The sequence below is a fragment of the Ruminococcus albus AD2013 genome (assembly GCF_000526775.1).
Classification (GTDB): Bacteria; Bacillota; Clostridia; order Oscillospirales; family Ruminococcaceae; genus Hominimerdicola; species Hominimerdicola alba_A.
In genome coordinates this window covers 2,187,736-2,207,442 of record NZ_JAGS01000001.1, presented here as the reverse complement: position 1 = coordinate 2,207,442, position 19,707 = coordinate 2,187,736, and the positions used below count along the sequence as shown (strand labels likewise).

Genomic DNA, 19,707 nt, shown 5'->3' with positions numbered 1-19,707 from the left:
ATTTTTGGTATTGTGGATTGAAAATCGGGGCTGATTGTGGTATAATTACATATATTCACTTTCTAACAATCATCAGTAAAATGGAGGGACATACGATGATAATAGAAACAGATAGACTTATCCTGCGTCCTTTTACCGAAAGTGATGCAGCCGATGTACTGGAATACCTGAGAGAGCCAGCTGTCAACTGTTTTGCTTCAATGAAGCTGAACTCTCTCGATGAAGCCAGAGCGGAGATGAATAAACGTTGCAGTGAAATGGAATATTACTTTGCGATAACCTTGAAAGATACGGGTAAAGTCATCGGTGAGATAGAGGCGTACCCCGAAAGTGATGATCCGACCGATGGCAATAATAGACAGCAGGACACATTCTCACCGTGCTGGATGCTGAACAATGATTATCAGGGCAAGGGCTACGCATATGAAGCAGCACGAGCTTTCTTCGACTATCTTTTCAAAGATAAGGGCGCAAGGCGTATTTACGCTTATACAGAGGACTATAATACCGCAAGCCGACACCTTTGTGAAAAACTCGGTATGCGTTGTGAGGGGCTGTTCCTGGAGTTCATATCCTTTGTGAATGACCCCGACGGCACTCCGCACTATGAAAATACCTATCAGTACGCTATTCTGAAAAAGGAATGGCTCGGCAATCAACTTTGAAGAGATATGAGTGCGGGTTCGTATAAACATAAACATCTTCCTTTCACTTTAGCACGCTAATACAAAAGTTGACAAAGTTGACACAAATTGACACTGTTTTGTCAACTTTTAAAAGCCCTATTTTACGGCGTTTAAGCCTTGTTTTTGAGAAAATTGACAATGTTGACAAGGTAAGGGGAAAAATGAAAAAATAGCAGGTAATTTCCAATATATGGCAAATTTACTTTTTTAAAGTATCCTTACTACCCTGTCAATTTTGTCAACTTTTATGTTTTTACCTCTGAAAGCCCTATTTTTCGGAGTTATAAAGTTGACATTTTCGTGTCAACTTTTGTCAACTTTTGTCAATTTTGTCAATTTAGTGGTGGGATTGACTTGTATTATCGTTTTTGACTTGCCTCCGGTGCTGTGTTCCTCTATTATCCTGATATAGTTCAGGCTTTCAAGAAGTGTCAACGGCTCACTAAGTTCTTGTTACATTGCGGATAATGGTTAAATTCATGAATTATTAAAAAATGAACTTGACATGAACATTATTTTAGGTTATAATAGAATAAACAAATTTTTAGACAATATCACATAATATTCGTAACAAGAAAGTTTTCGGGCAGGTGATGCTGTTAGTATGAAAGAAATGTTTTCGCAGATAGGACCGCTTCAGCTTGCACAGGTCATCGTAAAATTCTGGAATGAGTGCTTTATACTGTTTCTGCTGGCTTCGATGCTTATTGGCAGGCAGGACGATAAGCGCTATCAGGTAGTTAACAGCAGGGCTGTTCTGCTTACAAAGGAACTCACCCTTTATTATCTTTCGGTGCTTATCTACAATTTAAGCGACATTTTTTATCTGGCATTCAGCGGCAGGGAAGGCAGGATAGCACACTATCATATACGTATCGGTTCGTTCATGTACTATGCTTCAAGCATGGGTATAACACTGTTCATTCTGCGAGTGATACGAAAGTACATCGCCGACAAGCACGGGCTGAAACGTCTGCGGCGTGCGATGATAGCTTTTCAGGTGATGCAGTATATGCTGTTTGCTTTGCTGTTAAGCACACCGTTCACAAAGATATTCTACCATATCACTTCTGATAACCGCTATGAACGTTCGTGGGGGTTCCCGATATGGCATCTTACAACGGTAGTGACCTATGCTTTCATACTCTGTGTGACGGTGCTTGAATGGGACAGGATATACAATTTCCTTGGAAAAGCCGTTATTACGGCGTCGGGATTTCAGCTAATCGCCCTGATGATAAGCTATTATACGAACAATAATCTTAACAGCACGATGGCTTCTTTTTCGGCGCTGATACTTTTCACGCTGCATGAACAGAACAAGAAAGACAGCTTTATAAGAAGTATCCAGGAATTGGAAAAGACGCGGATCGAGCTGGCTGAATCGAAATATCAGCTGGAACAAAGCAAGAATCAGCTGCTTATTGCACAGATACAGCCCCATTTTATAAACAACTCGCTGATGACACTCTGCGCCCGCAGCCGTGATTATCCCGAGGTATACGAGGGGCTGAAATATTTTTCGATGTATCTGCGGTCGCATTTTGATATACTGGGTGAAGCATACACCATAACTTTTGAGCAGGAGATGGACAATATCGAGGCTTATCTGACGCTTGAACGCATGAATTACAAGGACAAGCTTCAGGTGGATTACAACATTGAATGTGACGATTTTACGGTGCCTGCCCTGAGTATACAGCCGCTGGTGGAAAATGCTGTTAGGCACGGTATATCCCGTGAAAACGGAGGCACGGTTGGTATCAGTTCGTTCCGCAAAGACGGATACATAATCATTGAAGTAAAAGACGACGGTACGGGTGACCGTCCCTATATTGAAGATACAAAAGAACGCAGGGGCGTGGGGTTGGAGAACATCATAAAAAGGTTTGATCTGGTCTGCGGAGGCAGGGTGGAGCTTATGAAAGTCCCTTACGGTACCCTTGCTCGGATAACCATCAAAGAAAAGTCGGGAGATGAGGAGCATGATAACGCTTTCGGTTGACGATAAGCCTGAGATATCCGAGATGATACAGCACCTTATGACGAAGATCGACCCGAGCGGTACTCACATGGCGGCGAATACTGCGGAACAGGCTTTCAGGCTGATATCAAAGGAAACGCAGATCGTTTTTCTTGATGTGGAGATGCCCGGCATGAACGGGATCGATCTGGCGAAAAAGATAAAGGAATTTTATCCCACGCTGAATATCATATTTGTGACAGGATTTACAAAGTACTGCTACGAAGCTTACGGAGTTCACCCCAGCGGGTATCTGCGAAAACCGGTTTTTGAGGAAGACCTGCGGCGTGAACTGCAAAATCTGCGGTATCCGATAGATGCTCCGCAGAGCAGGCTTCTTGTGAGGTGTTCGCCTTTTGCGGTATTCGATAATGAAAAAGCATTCGTTTTTCACAGGAGCAGGACGCTGGAGATGTTCGCTTACCTGATATACCGCGACGGCACGCTGTGTTCAAACGGTGAGCTGTTGGGGATACTATGGGACGGTGATCCCGACAAGGCGGGGTATCTGCGGCAGCTGATAAAGGATTTGATAGAATCCCTTGATGAGATCGGTGAGAGGGATATAATTGATAAAAAGTACGGAAAAATAGGCATCAGGCACGGCTCGGTGCGGTGTGAGGGTGAACTGGACAGGATAGCTGATGAGTTTTCCTGGGTATAATGATTTAAGACCTTTCCTTCGGTGATGGAGGGAAGGTCTTTTTTTTGTGCGGAATTTCGGTAGGGGAGACGGTACTGATTTTTAGGTTTTTCGCATTGTTCTGCAAACGGATGAAAATCGGTGCGTAAAATATTGGAATGGTGAAATCTATAGGATTTTATTGGCTTGAAATCATGTCAAGAGAAAAATTGATTTTCGCTGAAATTTCATTTAACTTTCACAATATGAACACGAATAACGTTTTCGCTGTGACGGCTTTGTAACACTCGATATGCTATAATTATAATAGATAAAATCATAAAACATATGAATTAATTGCATGAAACTATTTAATGCGGCGTTCACAAATGATATAAAAGATATGGCAGAAACATACTTCTGAAGGGGGGATCTCTGTGAAAAAGATAAATATAAAACGTTTGATTCCGCTTCTGGTATCGGCAGCCATGCTGATAAACTGCTGTCCGACAGAACTGCTGACAGCATCGGCAGATGAGATAACAGCTGAGACTTCGGCTGAAACGGCAGAGACCGAGGAAAACGGGCTTGAATATCAGCAGCTGAGTGCTTATCCCGGCAGAGATGAGTCGGAATCGGTATCGCTGGACGGACTGATGCCAACGAATGCGACCCTTGAAGTTCAGAAGCACAGCGACACTGAAAACGGCGCTGTATGTTCTTACGATATAACGATAACCAAGGACGGCGAGGTATTTCAGCCCGTATCGGAAGCACCTATCACCACTAAGATAACCAACAAAAAGATAGGTCAGGCAAATGCCGCCAACAGGAATATGCGTCTGTGGCATATATCCGATGACGGCATACGCGAGGAGATAACTGATTTTTCAGTGGACGGTGATACTGTTATCTTTCAGGCGAAGGGATTCTCCCTTTATGAGATAGACGACGGGACTATGCCCCTGCGTACTTATGAATTCTACACACCCGATAACAACGGTGTTTATTCGCTTTACTACTTTCCCACATCATCGGGCAGAGAGATATGCGAGCAGACCATAAAGGGCGATGAAAAGCCTATATTTCCCCAGCTGCCTATACTGCTGGATTCGAGGACAAAGACATTTCAGGGCTGGTTCATCTACAATGAAGAGACAGGGACTTATGATGAGAAGATAGATTTTTCAAACGTGCCGCCTGTTACCGCAGAAAATCAGGGGCTTGTAAAGATAGGTGCGGTATATGCCGACTGTGTATTCGTGGTATTTCACGATCAGAGAAATGCTGACGGAACTACGGGTGCGATACTTGCCACAAAACTGGTGATGCTGACTGATGGTGCCGATACATTCACAACAGACGATATTATTGCTACCCACGATGGAAGTACATTTGTACTGGGTACAGAACATCAGGAGATACAGGCACCCCACATGGAGTTCAAGGGCTGGTCTTATGATTACGCAGTAAATGAAGACCCAGACGCAGACAGAACTCCGCTGCCTGCGGAAATGGAAGTTGATGTTGAGAACCATGTAGGACTTTCACATACAATAGACCTTTACCCCATATTTGAACCTCTGCGCTGGATAACATTTATTTCGGGCGCAACAGGAAGCGGTGCTTCGTATATTCCGCCCTGTTCGGTTGAAGCGAAGAACGGCGCGTGCAGTGATGATATCCGTGTACCGCGCCGAGAGGGTTATAATTTCTATGGCTGGTATCTTAGAGAAGAAGGACACGAACCTGTAAGGATAACTGACCATTTGGCTGATCTTCTGGAATCGCCTGCATTTGATGCCGAACAGCTGGAACATATGCATATGGAGAACGGACGGCTGATCTTCGACCATGATCTGAAATTAGAGGCATTCTGGACTCCTGCACAGACGAAATACACTATCATCTGCTGGAAGCAGAAAGCCAATTATGATGAAGACGATGATTACGATTTTGAAACAAGTGAGCAGATATCCGCGCTTACAGAAACAGTGGTATCAGTACCTGCAAGCTATCAGAATTGTCCTTATACAGGATTCCACTATGCGTATTGTGATGAAAGCAAAGAAGTTGAAGGCAACGGTACTACCATACTGAATGTGTATTACGACCGTAATGCGCATACTGTGACATTCAGAACATCAAACGGAAATGTGATACATACCGTGAACACACGATATGGTCAGGATATAAGCGGTATATGGTCATTTACGGGCAGCAATAACGTGACCTACCCCCAGACCAATCCGCCTACTTCATGGCAGCCTGTTAATTCATCGACATACACCCAGCGTATCACACGTATGGAGATAATGCCCGATGAAAATCTGGTATTCAATCATACCACGACTGATTATCAGACACGATATTTCAACTACTACGTTGAGGCACTTCCCGATGTTGGTGAAGACAAGGTATTTCAGAATAGAAGGTATTCTCTTTATCTTCATCTTGTCCATGACTTCAGATTTATAAACTACGCTGCGGACTTCTGGGAACTTACGGGCTTTACAAGACAATGTGCAGCTAATAAGAACAACCAGATCGTGAACGTCGGAAGCCAGACCCAATGGAATAATAATACCATTCCCGATTCGACGCTGAATTTCTACTATACAAGAAATTCTTACAAAATCGAATTTATGGATTCAAGGGACAATACCAAGATCGCTGATATATCTATACCTTACGGCGATTCAATTGGCAAGTATCTGTCTGACATACAGCTTCCCGCAGTGGAGGCGGGCATGAGTTTCAGCGGCTGGTATTTTGATAGTAACTGTTCTGCAAAAGCAGACCTTGATGACATGACGATGCCTGCACACAACATGATAGTATTCGCAGGCTGGGAAGCAGAATGGTATCTCATCGAGATAGACCCTAACGGCGGTCAGCTGCCTGAAGGTTCTTCAACATGGTTCTGGGAATCTTATCACGGTGATAAGATAGCAGAGTATATCCACACCACAAGAAATTATGTTCAGGACCCAAACGGTGAGTATTACTACCACGTTTATGACAGAAATTATTACCATCTTTCACAGGAATGGGACCCTGCGGAATCTGCCTGTACGGACAGACGTGCGTTCTATTCGCAGGAACTGGAGGGTGCAGACCTGAGCAGACGATACAGGCTTGAAGACAAGCAGATGTACCAGTATGCGGGCTGGTATGAAGTTGACAGGGAAACAGGTCATGAAACGCCTTTCAATTTCGATCAGGAAGTGGATCATGATATCCTGCTGCGCCTGCACTGGAAAGAACTTGGTGCTTACTATATCGACTATCATGCAGGTGACGGTACGATAGACGAACGAGATGAATCGGAAGATGATGTGTTCCTGCTGCTGGCAGATTCTGTTTACTCCGGAAGCGCAAAGGCTGTTGTTACAAGAACAGCAGTTCCCCCCGCCGGAATGAACTTTCTTGGCTGGCATATCCGAGGCGACAGGAGCGGAAGTATATATCCCCCGGGACACAGCTTTGAACTTAACGAGACATATTCAGAGATAACCATGACAGAAGATGGTTCGGAAAAGCGTATAATAATCATGGAGGCAGTGTATGTTCCCGTAGATACGGCAACTGTCATCTATGATGCAAACGGCGGTTCGCTGAAAAGCGGAATGCCCACTGAGGGGTACGAAGACTGTCTGGCGAACTACGGCGGACGAATAGACGTTGACCCTAGTAGGGACTACGAGAACAGCCGTCCTGTATACAGCGTTACAAATTCTTCTGTAAGAGTAAGTCATCTGCTGAACAATTCGCATATGAAACTCAGCGGAGATATATTTGAAAATCACAATTACCGTTTTACAGGCTGGAACACAAAGCCTGACGGAAGCGGAATACATTTTGAAGCAAGTGCGAACCGTCTTATTGATACGGAGAAGACAGCAGGATTTGACGGTACTCCCCAGACGCTGTATGCTGAATGGGAAGTAAAGGTTTACTTCGACAAGAACAAACAGGATTCAGACTGGGGCGGAAACTGGAACGAGGCTGATAATTCTTATCAGTACGATTCGTATAACGATCTGTACTACCGCGAAGTAAAGCTGAATTCGGCACTTCACGAACAGCCCCCCTGTACACCCCACTGTAATGACCCCTTGATAGTTTTCCATTACTGGAGTGCACAACGTTACAGTAACGGACAGGGTTCTGTTCCCGAGTTTGATTATGAAACGATAATAACAAGGGAAATGACCCTTTACGGCTACTGGAACAGTCCGCCCGAAGTTATCGTACACGCAGTTGATGCATCGGAACCTGTTCTGGTGCTGAAAGACGATGAATGGTGCATACAGAACGCGATAACATTCACGGCAGATGTACCCATCGCCATTGGTACGGAAAGCGTAGCCCGAAGCTATGCCGAACCGCCGACCAATACCATCGACCGATACACATTTGATTTTGCCTGTGTCAGCGATGCGTTTATACAGACAGGTCTTAACGATATTTCGGACAGCCGAAGCATAGCGGATATACGCTATGATACTGATGCGAGAGCGGTCATGGTAAGGTACACCAATGGTACAGAAAGCCCTCTGCCTTCCGAAATGGAAGTATATCTGGTATACCATAAGCGTCCTAAAGATGTTGATATCGGATATGTGGAAATGCAGTTTTCAGGCGCACTCAACGAGGTTGAAACCATTGCGGGGGCACCGAGAACTGCGGCGGTCGCAAATTATGTGATGAATGATGAACTGACCACACCGCTGAATTATCCTGCCGATCATACAAACCGCGAGTATTACTCTTTCGCATTCGGCAGTGATAATGCGGCAAGTGCGGGTGATCTGAAAATAATCACAACAGCTTCTAACAGCAATGATTCCCGTCCGTATCTGGAGATACGCAACACATGGCGCGGCTTTGAGTACTCACTCAACGGTACGGATTTTGAACAATGCGGCTACGATCTGAAGCTTTATGTTGTATACTACGAAAAAGAACCGACTATAATCACTTTGAACGAAAGGACGATAGGTCTTCCCGAGGACGTTGAAAAGGATTTTAATTATACAGTATCTATCGTTGAAACGACTACCGTTACAACTACACGATATAACAAATTACCATACGGCGGAGGTTATTCATCAACCGGAACTCAAGTTGGTGATCCCGTTAGTACAGTCATAAAGCGTTTCGAGAATAGATTTGAACTGCATGATAGTCAGTCAGAATCATTCGCAGTATTCTATTCAAAGATCTCGAGAAATGAAGATCACACAGAAGGAAGCGGTTGGAACGCCACTTCGTACCGTTATGTGATCGACACAGTGATAGATCAGACATTCACTGTTTCGCAGACAGCTGTATCGGAATTTGAAACGGCTGTGACTGCTACTGCGGCTGGTGGTGCGATAGATGGAGAAAATCTTACATATTCGTACACTTCGACCGGGACTAAAAACGATCATACAGTAACCTATACAAACACTCATACTCCGCTGCCGCTGATACTTCATGTGGCTGTTGCGGAAAACGGCTCTTTCATCGCAAGGGATGATCTGAGGGTAAGTGACAGCAGCGTTTATACAAAGAGTATCGGTATCGGTACAGACTATACTCTTACTGACACAAATGCAAATTCGATCATCAGTGATACTGACAGGTATATGTTCAGCATGATAGCTGCGGCAGATAAGAAGCCGAACGGCGAACTTGCAAATATCGAAATGCCTGCTGTGACCCTCAGCTACAAGGAGACAGAGGTACAGGATATCTATCAGCTGTGGCTGAACGGCGATGATGAAAAACTACTCGATGGCAGGGATATATGGCTGATATACTACGAAAAGCCGACAGTACGCTACGTCATCGAGGAACCGAATGGCAGGCTGAAACTCATAACGCCTGTTACAAGAAATCTGGAATCTGTTTCTCTGAACGGGGTGACGGTGGAACAAAATGCATATCTGCCTCTGAACGCATATGAGACACTTCTTATCGATCAGACAGATTCAAACGCTTTCAAAGTTCCCCCCGATCTGGACGAGTACGATACCGACCATGGTGAGTGCTGGAAGTTGTTCCTGAACTACGCAAGTATAGGTATCGGCAGCAGAAATACGGCAAGGATGACCGATCTGGAGACTGTTTATCCGGAAAAACAGCTTATTACCGGATTTGATGAAGGTCATATGGCATACCGTGAAACAGAAGATGATGAATGGAACAATATGCCCTCCGAACCGGTTGTATATGTTATCTACCGCAACAAAGGCCTGAATATGAATATCAGGAAGAAAGTCACGGGTGACGCCCCGGACGATGAGGAATTTACTGTGAGGATAAATTCTTCGCTTATCAAGGATATGACATCTCTGCCAGCCAGCGGATATGCGACCGACGGAAGCGAGATAACTTCACTTGAAGTAAAACATCAGGTCATCGGCGGAACAATGACAGGTTATGTTGAGTTCAAAGTTAAGGACGGAAGCGATGTTACTGTGCTGGGACTTCCCCGAGGAAGATATCTGGTAACGGAAATTTTCCGTACGGAGATCTACGAACTTACAGCAACGGCAGACGGATTCAACTGTACCCTTGATGAGGAAAATTCTTTCCATATAATCATCGACAGCAATACAGAAATAGTTCTGAACAATAACGTGAAGCCTATTCCCGTGACGGGGATAAAAGAAGACATTGTACCTTATCTGATACTGAGTTCAGTATTACTTACAGGTTCGGTTTGGCTGATATTTATTCAACTCAGGAGGAGAAAAAGCTATGAGGACATTTGAACATACTAATGCCGAAACGGCTGATAACAGTGGAGCAAGAGCACCAAACAGTGAGAACATATCCGCTGAAAAGCACAAGTCGCCGATGAAACCTGTACAGGCCTTTCTGCTTAATCTGTTAGTCATAATAACAATTATCTGGCTGCTGTTCGGGTACGCGATGGGTGCGGTAACTGCACCGAACAACGATATGTCACCGAATATCAAGATGAAAGATCTGCTGTTGTATTATCGTCTTGAAGACCGGTACACCGCACAGGATATGGTGGTCATCAACAAAAACGGCAGAGTATATATCGGGCGTATAGTAGCGGTAAGCGGTGATACGGTGAATATAACGGATGATGAACATCTGGAGATAAACGGAAAAACAGTTTCGGAAACAAATATTTACACTTCCACCCCGAGGTATGAGGGGTTTGTGGAATATCCCGTAAAGCTGCCCGAGGATACCTGCTTTGTACTTGCCGATAACCGCAGCGGCGGTGAGGACAGCAGATACTACGGTATCGTTGACCGCAGCGAGATTAAGGGCAAGGTAGTAATCACACTGAGAAGACATAACTTATAAGGAAGGTGGTATCATGAAACTCCTGAACAAGATAGCGTCAGCTGCAAATACACTTCTGATGGCTGCCGCAGCAGGTGCAGGAGTGCTGATGCTCGCTTTCGGAGCCTATGTGCTATATGATATCAGGTACACCGATCAGAATGCTTATATCTCACAGGATCTTCTGCAATACCGTCCGAAGGTAACAGCAGAAGAGGACGGCACGGAAACATTCGCTGAACTGCGGGAGATAAACCCCGATGTTGTGGGCTGGCTGGAACTTTTCGATACCCACATCAACTATCCTCTGGTGCAGGGCGAGAACGATCTTGAATACCTGAACAAGGATATTTACGGTGATCCCACACTCAGCGGTTCGATATATCTGGCAAGTGAGAACGAGCGTGATTTCAGCGACTGGTATAATCTCATATACGGACATCACATGGACAACGGTGCGATGTTCGGTGATATCAGAAATTTCCTTGATGAGGAGTATTTTGATTCTCATCAGGAGGGACTTCTTCAAACGGAAAAAGCGACATATCTGATAAAAGTATTTGCCTGTGCCTATGCAGATGCTTACGATAATGTCATCTACAACATATCGGAAGATGCAGATGCAAAAATTCCCGAACTGAGGGAATTCCTCAGTGAACACGCAGTACAGCATAAGGAGATACCGAAGGAATTTTCGGGTGAGAAACTGATAGGTCTTTCCACCTGTACCGATGTGGTAACGAACGGCAGGATCGTACTTTTCGTTCGTGCAGAACCCCTTAGTCAGGAAGAGGCTGTGCAGTATCTGGAGCGCAGTTCTGATGATACGCCCGGGGAAAAGATACATCGTTCTCCCCTGGGGTACTTTACGGACAGCGACCACTGGGCACTTCTGAATCTGCTGTGCGTGGCGGAAACATTCCTGATATTCCTGCCGATAACAGCCCTGAGAAGAAAATACAGGCAGATATCATACAGCAAAAAATTAGCGAAACAGCTTGAAGAAAAAATGAACTGCGATGACAGTTCGGATAGTCAGGAAAATACTGAAAATTACGATAGGGAAGGACGGAGATGCCATGAAGATGATGAAAAGGTATGTAAGCAGTTAAGGAGATTTACAGACAATATGCAAATCGGAATGATAGTTGAATGTGTATTGCTGATAGTTTCGGCAGTAGTCTTTCTGATGACGGAAGACCTGACCAAAAAAATCACACTGAGTGACAAATGGACAGGGCTGATGATAGTTATAGCGGCGGTAAGTCTGCTGGCAGATCATCTGACATTCTGTTACAGAGGTAAAATGCCGGGCAAGGAAAAATTATCATCACATCAAAGGAATGAAAAGGTATATTCATGATATGAAGGAGGGTTCATTATGAAAAAAACTACTATTAAAAATTTTCTGATCGCTGTATGTGCAGCCTGCGCAATGACACAGACTCTGACAGTTTCGGCAGTAAGCACGGGAATGATAAACAGCGAAAACGCCAATACTGTTACGCCGAATTCCACCGCAAATATTTCCATCAACAAGGATATCCTGCTGTTCAACACAGAGGGATCTGATATCTACGCACCGAATATAACATACAGTTACAATATCATCAGTGCATCAACAAACAATGAGACCCAGATACTTACCTACGCAAACAGTGACCTTGAAAACGGTGTGCCAAAACCCGGCGCTGTACCGATAGCAGTTAAAGTTCACAGAGGTCAGATCGAAGCTGTTTCCTCGACAGGGGATAATGCGAGTACGGCAGATATCGTTGAAGCAAGCATTGCATTCGGTGGCAGCGGAGATGTTGTACACAATGCCAATAATTCCTCTTTAAATCTTATCAATGGCAACAAAAAGATCTCGAATAATATGACGATAACCGTAGACGCTATGAAGATCTATAATCCGAATTATGACCCGAATGATGCTTCAACCAAAATACAGGTAAATCCTCCCGGAATTTACCGCTATAAGATAGCTGATGTTACTACGGCTGAAACACTGGCAGCAGCAGGTGTTACCGATGGCGGTGCGGCAAACCGGATATATCTTGATGTTTATACCAAGTATAATACAAATAAGGACGGTCTGGATATATATGGTTATGTACTGTTCAAGAGCGATAGTGATACCGCTAGCATCACCTACGACGAAACGGTTACGATTACGACCGAGGGTAAGGTAACAGGTTTTGATGTTCAGACTGAAACCGAGACAGTATCGGGAGTCAACGGACAGAATGAGATTACTTATAAGTCAGATAAGTACTACACATACAATGCAAAAGTCAAGAAGATGATCGATGGTGAGCTTGCAGATATGACCCACAAATTCCCGTTCAAAGTCGAGCTGACCAATGCCGGTGTAACATCTCAGGATGATTTCATTTACCGTATAAACAAAGACGGAAATAACGGCAGTACAGTTGCTGCACACCTTGCGGCTGACGGTTCATGGTCTCTTGATGGTATAACAGATACAACAACAGGACTTGCACTCGGACAAAACGATGAGATAGTACTGTTAGGTCTGCCAGCAGGAACAAAGATAAAAGTTACCGAGAAGAATGACACAGGTGATATCTACACTGCTTCGGCAAAGGGTACTGATAATGCGGCTGTAAATCTGAAAAGCGGAACAGCTGATGCGGCGGCTTCTGTTGCAGTTTCTCCCGATGCAACGGCAGAAATGAATGCGGTATATGATATCGACGGTACAGAAACCATAACCTTCACCAACTCAATGAAGGACATTTCCGTAACAGGACTGCTGTTCAGCACAGCACCTTTCATCATCATAACAGGTGCAGGTGCAGTTCTGATAGTTATGGTGATTCGAGGCAGAAAGAGGAGAAATGATAACGAGGTAATCTGACGGAACGGCGTCGGATATTACCGAAACAGAACAGGGGCATTCAATAAAAAGCGGTGATGTTTATGTTTAGAACGGCACGTTTTCGGGCGGCAGCGATACTGCTGGCGGCGGCAGTTTCACTTGGATTGCTGCGGCAGTTCAGTACATCGGCGGTACATTTTGTACCTTCCGATGCCGTCTCTGCAGGGGAAGAATATCAGGATCCGTGTGAGGATAGTGATTTATCTTCTGATGATACTGATAACCATGTTGTTCTGTGGCGTGATGAAAAAACACCTGTTCAGATATCGGCTGAAAAATCGGATACCGAGAGATCTTATGAGGAAAAGATCCGTGAAAAACTGAAGCAGATGTCAAAGGATTGTCCCGACATTATCGGGTGGATATATGTTGAAAATTCGGACATTGATTACCCCGTGGTTCAGGGAAAAGACAATCAGTATTATCTTCATCACGCTGGTGACGGTTCGGAAAATTTGGTCGGTACCATCTTTCTGGATAAGATAAGTTCGGCGGACTTTTCAGACCCGCAGAGTATATTATACGGGCATAATATGGAGTATGGTATGTTCGGGGATATACGAAAATTCAGAGAACCAGGGGAGTTTGAACGGCACAGAAACGGTCGGCTGATAACCATGACGGACAGTTTCAATATCGAATTTTTTGCACTGTCCATCGTCAGCGCATTTGATACGGTGTATGATGTTCCCGCAGAAAATCCGCATTGGGTCGATATCATTCGCGAGAACAGCATATGTCTTGCGGATACCGAATTTACCGATGAAGACAGGTACATAGCACTTTCGACCTGTTCATTCGATTATGAAAATGCACGGTTCCTGTTTGTCGGAAAACTTATCACATCGCAGAAAAATGACGAGTGATATTATATGAAAAAAATGCAGAGCGGTTTGACACTCTGCATTTTTTGCGTTTGTCGACTGCGCTTTTAGTATAACACTTCACAAACCGTTACCTAAGTAACCGATTAAATAATACTGCCCATTGTTTTTTCTGGATATTTCAGTATAATTAATATAAAGAAACGAGAGTTACATATCTCCGAAAGGAGTGATAAGATGAAACGCGTTATCGTATTTCTATTGATACTCTTAATGGCAGGAGGCGGTTTTATGCTGTGGCGGAAACAGAAAACAAATGGTATGATATATCCCGAAAGTTCGGAAGAAACAGCAGTGTTGAAAGCATTTGAGACAATGCAGCAGGCAATGATCGACAAGGATATGGATACGCTTGATAAGGTCATTAAGGACGGAACTATCTTCACCCATATGTCCGGCAAACAGCAGACAAAAGCTGAGTATTTCGCAGATATCAAAAACGGAACTCTTAATTACTATGGCTATCATATTGCCGATCTGTTTATCTCAGTTGACGGAGATCATGCTGTTCTCACTTGTACGACAACACTTGATGCGAAAGTTTACGGCTTTTCGGGCAGCTGGGACTTGCATACAAATGCATATTTTGAAAAGACGAACGGCGAATGGATATACTGCAATAATCAGGAGAGATAAGTAACCATTTTGCAAAAACCGTTACCTAAGTAACCATTACAAAGAAACTGCCCGTTGTTATTTCGGTAATTATCTGCTAAAATAGAATTAACGGAACGACGGTTACTTAAAATCAAAGGAGGAACTATTATGAACACTATCGTTATTTTCTTTTCAAGAGCCGATGAGAACTATTTCGGCGGTTCGATGAAGTATGTGGAGGTCGGCAACACCGAGATCGCAGTCGGACATATCACAGAACTGACAGGCTTTGACAGCTTCAAGCTTGAAATGGTGCAGCCATATTCCGCAGACTACATGACCTGTATTGACGAAGCAAAGGCGCATCTAAGAGAAAACGCACGTCCCGAACTAAAAGATATGCCCGATGTTTCAGGCTATGATAACATCATTCTTGCTTATCCGAACTACTGGGGCACTGCTCCTATGGCGGTGTTCACGTTCCTTGAAAGCGCTGATCTTTCGGGCAAAACGATCTATCCGCTTTGCACAAACGAGGGCAGTGGACTTGGAAAGCGTTTTGGATATAAAGAAGTACACAAATGTCGGTGAGGGACTTTCCCTTTCCGGAAGCGGAGTTAAAAATGCAAAGCCCATGATCGAAAAGTGGCTGAAAAATAACGGACTTATCTGAGGAGGTATTACTATGCAGACTTACATCACTTTGAATGACGGTACGAAGATCCCGCAGTTCGGACTTGGCGTTTATCAGGTCCCGGAGGGTGAAGCAACATATAACGCAGTGCTTGATGCACTGAAAATGGGTGTCCGCCACATCGACACGGCTCACGCTTATCAGAATGAGAGAAGTGTCGGCAGGGCTGTAAAGGACAGCGGCGTTCCCCGTGAGGAAGTGTGGATAACCACAAAGCTCTGGCCCCACGAATACGGCGAGGGCAAGACCGCCGAAGCTATCGACAAGATGCTTGAAAGACTCGGAACTGACTACATTGACCTTCTTCTCCTGCATCAGCAGTTCGGTGATTATCTCGGTGCATGGAAGGACATGGAGAAGGCTGTGAAAGCAGGCAAGGTGAAGTCTATCGGAATCAGCAATTTTGAAAGTGAACGCCTTGAGGAACTGTGTGAAGCTGCAACGATAAAACCCTCTGTATTGCAGGTTGAGTGCCACCCATACTATCAGCAGAATGAGCTGAAAAAGCGTATCGAAAAGTACGGCACAGTTATCGAGAGCTGGTATCCCATCGGTCACGGTGACAAGGGACTTATAGGTGAAGCAGTGTTCACGAAACTTGCTGAAAAGTATGGCAAGAGCAATGTACAGATCATCTTACGCTGGCATATCCAGGAAGGGACTATCGTATTCCCGAGAACCACAAATCCTCAGCACATGAAGGAGAACTTTGAGATATTCGACTTTGAGCTGACCGCCGATGAAATGGCTGAAATAAGAGCGCTGGACTGCGGAAAGCGATTCTTCAATATGACGCTTGCTGAGCAGGAAGCAAATCTCGGAGCATGGCACCCTGCTGACTGATACTTGAAAAATAATACACTCTATGGTATAATGTAACCACGGTTACTTTATTATATGAGTGCTGTATCAAATTGCATTTGATACGAGGAGGACTATTATGATACTTACAGGCAGTGAAGATTTAAGAGTACGCAGGACGATAGATTCGATCAAGAGCGTATTTGAGCAGATGATATGCGAAATGGATTACGGCAAGATCAGGGTGACGGAGCTTTGCAGCCGTGCCATGATAAATAAAAAGACATTCTACGTCTACTATCCAACCCTTGACGATTTGCTTGCCGAGATACAGACGGAGTATTCTGCGGAATATATCGAGCGTATCAAGGACTACAAACTGCCTGATGAGCTTGACAAGGTGAACCGCGAATTCTTTCTTTTTTCGGAAGAAAAGGGACTTGCCTATGAGAAGATCACCTGTGCGGGCAATGAATCCTACCACTATATCCGCAGCGGTATGATAAAAAAGGTCACCACCGCAGGCTGGAGCAGTTCAAAGAAATACGGCGCACTGCCCGAATATCAGCAGACCATGCTTATGAACTTCGTCAATAACGCTGTTCTCGGCATTTACAGGCAGTGGATAGAAGAGGGCAAACAGCAGTCGGTAGAGGAGATCATCCGTATCACAAACAGGCTTGTTCTTGGCGGAGTAAGAGACTTTTTCAGATAGGAGCAAGAAATATGGAATACAAAAACGGCTATGTATATGACCTGATGGATAAAGGCGGCCCGACAAAAGTGACAGAGCATTGCCGTACTGAAACTTCCGCCGCACTGAAAGGCAGAACAGAAATCAAGTGATAGAAAAAACACATAGTCCTGTCAAAATAAAACCGCCCGTGTACCATCATCGCAGTACATGGACGGTCATTTTTATGTTCGTTCAATCGGGTGCATACATCAGTATGCTGACATTGAATATCTGATTGTGTGTTTCGATCTCCATAGAGCCTTTGTATCGCTCAACGATATTTCTGACTGAACGAAGACCTATACCGTGGTCGGGAAGGCTTGATATCGGCAAGCCGTTTTTATCAAGGGTGAGTGTTCCGCGATATGGATTATCAACGGAAATGACCAGCGTTTCCTCCTGCAAAATACCGATACGGACGTTTACGAGTCTGTTATCACCTGTTAAGGCGGTGGATGCCTGTATCGCATTTTCAACCAGATTGCCTATCACAGCACACAGGTCTGATTCCTTGACAGGCAGCATTTCCTCGGTCTTGATATTCCAGTATATCGTAACTTCTCTTGACTTAGCGACTTCATCATAGTGATTTGCAAGTGCATCGACTGCCTGATTTTTACAGATGAGCTTGTGGGAGTGTTTGACAGATTCCGAGATCGGTTCGATATATTCTTTCAGCTTGTAGTACTCACCGGCTTGCAGGTATTCCTCGATCACATGGATATGCTGACGGAAATCGTGCCGCGCATTTCTTGTCTCGTTTAGATAACGCCTTGTCTGCTGATACTGTTTTTCTATCATCTGCATCATGTCAAGGTTCCGCTGTAACTCCGCGCGTTCGGTCATTTTCTTTGAGAGCCACCATAGTATCTGATACAAGAACAGTGAGATCAGCGGAATGGACAAAAGTACCACAAGGCATATCATTCGCAGTCTGCCCGTCATTACGTTCTCGGCACTGACAGGCTTCATCCAGATAATGCCTGCCGCTGCAATGGTCGGGGCAAGAGAAAGTATCTTCCATGCAGAGTCAAGGCTTTCGTTTTCAAATAATTCGGAGAATTTCACCAGGAGAGTTCTTGCGAATACTCCTCCGACAATGACTGCTATACCTAGATCGAGCAGTCCCGAAGTTATGGTGTAGACCGGATACTTATTATCCAGTTCCAGCGGTGCGGTGAGGAATGTGTTATAGGTCGAGGAGAAGCCGCACAGGAAAACCGCATTAGAAAAGCAGAACAGTTTTTTTGGAAACGAGAGATCAAAGCAGAAATTGTATGTAACAAATAATCCAAGCAATGCAGGAAATATAAAGGTATTTGATGTGATGCCGAATACCGAGCAAAGCACAGCACCTCCGATCACAGTGGCGGCAAGCAGAATTCCCATAAGTCCGAACAGAAATGCCTTTTTGACTTTGCGGCTGTAATACACGGGCAGAATGGCGATCACTGCGGCAGGAATGACCATGGCAAGTTCAATGGCATAACGGAGCGTGAGAGATGTATTCATAGAACAAAGCTCCTTCTCATGCGCTCGGCGGTGTACTTGGTGAATTTTGCCGTGATCGCTTTGCAGTCACGACGACGTATAGGATATTCCGAACCGTTCTGCATTACGATCTTGCCTTCCTTTGCCTTGACCGCATAGTCCATATTGATGAGGACTCCGCGGTTGCAGAGCAGGAAATTCGATTCATTCTCAAAGGTCGCTTCAAGTTCCTTGAAGAGCGTCCTGCTTTCGTAGTATTCGCCGGTAATGAGTCTGACTTCAGCAACATGGTCGCAGGCGATGATAGAAATGATCTCGGAAAGCTGTATCACGGCTTCGCTTCTCGGCAGTTTCAGCTTGACCGTACGGTCTGTGAGAGAATACCTTGCAAGTATCATATCCACGATCTCAGCAAAAGCGGCATATTCAAAGGGCTTGCAGAGATATCCGTCGGGCTTGACGGAGAAAGTGTCAAACACATAGTCACGCACGGAGGACATGAACACGATATTGATGCTCTGATCGCTTGTACGCAGGCGCTTGGCAAGCTCCAGACCATTTATCTCGCCCATGCAAATATCCAGAAAGATGATCTGAAAAACACCTTTGCGGTAGTATTTAAGAAATTGCTCGGCAGAGCTAAAAACTGCCGTTCTGACCTGCTTTTGATGACGTTCGGAAAAATACTGCCTGATATAGTCGGCGATATGCTTGCAGTCGGCTTCAAGGTCATCTACAATAGCAATATTTGGTGTCAAATGTTTCACCTCATGATAATAGAAATGGTTTTTAGTACATTATATCACCCGTTAAGAAAAAATACAAGGCATTAAATTCGTCATTCACGAAAAAAGCAACACATTCACGACAAATTCCTTGACTAAGCCTATTTTAAGTGATATAATTTCAGACAAAGTTTTGTAGTTTTTACAAATTAAAATCTTTTAAAGGAGG

General features: G+C 44.5%; 14 protein-coding genes. 12 read left to right on the top strand and 2 right to left on the bottom strand.

Features of this window, described 5'->3' with window-relative positions:
• The first annotated feature begins 95 nt into the window (after positions 1-95).
• The 12 genes from N773_RS0109845 (at position 96) to N773_RS0109790 (ending at position 17,241) form a co-directional block, all read left to right on the top strand.
• The gene (locus N773_RS0109845; protein WP_024857629.1) at positions 96-665 is read left to right on the top strand and encodes a GNAT family N-acetyltransferase; all 570 of its coding nucleotides are present in this window, start codon (positions 96-98) and stop codon (positions 663-665) included.
• Between the two features lie 625 nt (positions 666-1,290).
• Positions 1,291-2,691 (top strand): sensor histidine kinase, encoded by a 1,401-nt coding sequence (locus N773_RS0109840; RefSeq protein ID WP_024857628.1) that lies wholly within the window; start codon positions 1,291-1,293, stop codon positions 2,689-2,691.
• Complete coding sequence (locus tag N773_RS20095; RefSeq protein ID WP_024857627.1) at positions 2,672-3,373, top strand: LytR/AlgR family response regulator transcription factor; 702 nt, start codon at positions 2,672-2,674, stop codon at positions 3,371-3,373. The genes N773_RS0109840 and N773_RS20095 overlap by 20 nt, the downstream gene beginning before the upstream one ends.
• Before the next feature lie 395 nt (positions 3,374-3,768).
• Positions 3,769-10,098: an InlB B-repeat-containing protein gene (locus N773_RS0109830; RefSeq protein ID WP_024857626.1), complete on the top strand. Its 6,330-nt coding sequence runs from the start codon at positions 3,769-3,771 to the stop codon at positions 10,096-10,098.
• Positions 10,085-10,669 carry a signal peptidase I gene (gene lepB / locus N773_RS0109825; protein ID WP_051454276.1) on the top strand — a complete coding sequence of 195 codons (585 nt, stop codon included), beginning with the start codon at positions 10,085-10,087 and terminating at the stop codon, positions 10,667-10,669. Before N773_RS0109830 ends, lepB begins: the two co-directional genes overlap by 14 nt.
• Before the next feature lie 13 nt (positions 10,670-10,682).
• Positions 10,683-12,011 (top strand): class B sortase, encoded by a 1,329-nt coding sequence (srtB, locus tag N773_RS21240; protein WP_024857624.1) that lies wholly within the window; start codon positions 10,683-10,685, stop codon positions 12,009-12,011.
• An 18-nt stretch (positions 12,012-12,029) separates the two neighbouring features.
• A complete protein-coding gene (locus N773_RS0109815; protein ID WP_024857623.1) occupies positions 12,030-13,529 on the top strand; it encodes a DUF7601 domain-containing protein in 1,500 nt (499 codons plus the stop codon).
• A gap of 62 nt (positions 13,530-13,591) precedes the next feature.
• The gene (locus N773_RS0109810) at positions 13,592-14,416 is read left to right on the top strand and encodes a class B sortase (protein ID WP_024857622.1); all 825 of its coding nucleotides are present in this window, start codon (positions 13,592-13,594) and stop codon (positions 14,414-14,416) included.
• A 249-nt stretch (positions 14,417-14,665) separates the two neighbouring features.
• The gene (locus N773_RS0109805; RefSeq protein WP_024857621.1) at positions 14,666-15,070 is read left to right on the top strand and encodes a nuclear transport factor 2 family protein; all 405 of its coding nucleotides are present in this window, start codon (positions 14,666-14,668) and stop codon (positions 15,068-15,070) included.
• Positions 15,071-15,199: 129 nt separating this feature from the next.
• Positions 15,200-15,622 carry a flavodoxin gene (locus N773_RS20085; RefSeq protein WP_347495418.1) on the top strand — a complete coding sequence of 141 codons (423 nt, stop codon included), beginning with the start codon at positions 15,200-15,202 and terminating at the stop codon, positions 15,620-15,622.
• A gap of 94 nt (positions 15,623-15,716) precedes the next feature.
• Positions 15,717-16,568, top strand: coding sequence for an aldo/keto reductase (locus N773_RS0109795; protein ID WP_024857620.1), 852 nt, complete (start codon positions 15,717-15,719; stop codon positions 16,566-16,568).
• 97 nt (positions 16,569-16,665) lie between these two features.
• Positions 16,666-17,241: a TetR/AcrR family transcriptional regulator gene (locus N773_RS0109790; RefSeq protein WP_024857619.1), complete on the top strand. Its 576-nt coding sequence runs from the start codon at positions 16,666-16,668 to the stop codon at positions 17,239-17,241.
• A gap of 213 nt (positions 17,242-17,454) precedes the next feature.
• Here the strand turns inward: N773_RS0109790 and N773_RS0109780 are convergent, their stop codons facing one another.
• Entirely contained in the window at positions 17,455-18,774 is a 1,320-nt protein-coding gene (locus N773_RS0109780; RefSeq protein ID WP_024857618.1) for a sensor histidine kinase, read from the bottom strand.
• A complete protein-coding gene (locus N773_RS0109775) occupies positions 18,771-19,511 on the bottom strand; it encodes a LytR/AlgR family response regulator transcription factor (RefSeq protein WP_024857617.1) in 741 nt (246 codons plus the stop codon). The genes N773_RS0109780 and N773_RS0109775 overlap by 4 nt, the downstream gene beginning before the upstream one ends.
• Positions 19,512-19,707 lie beyond the last annotated feature (196 nt).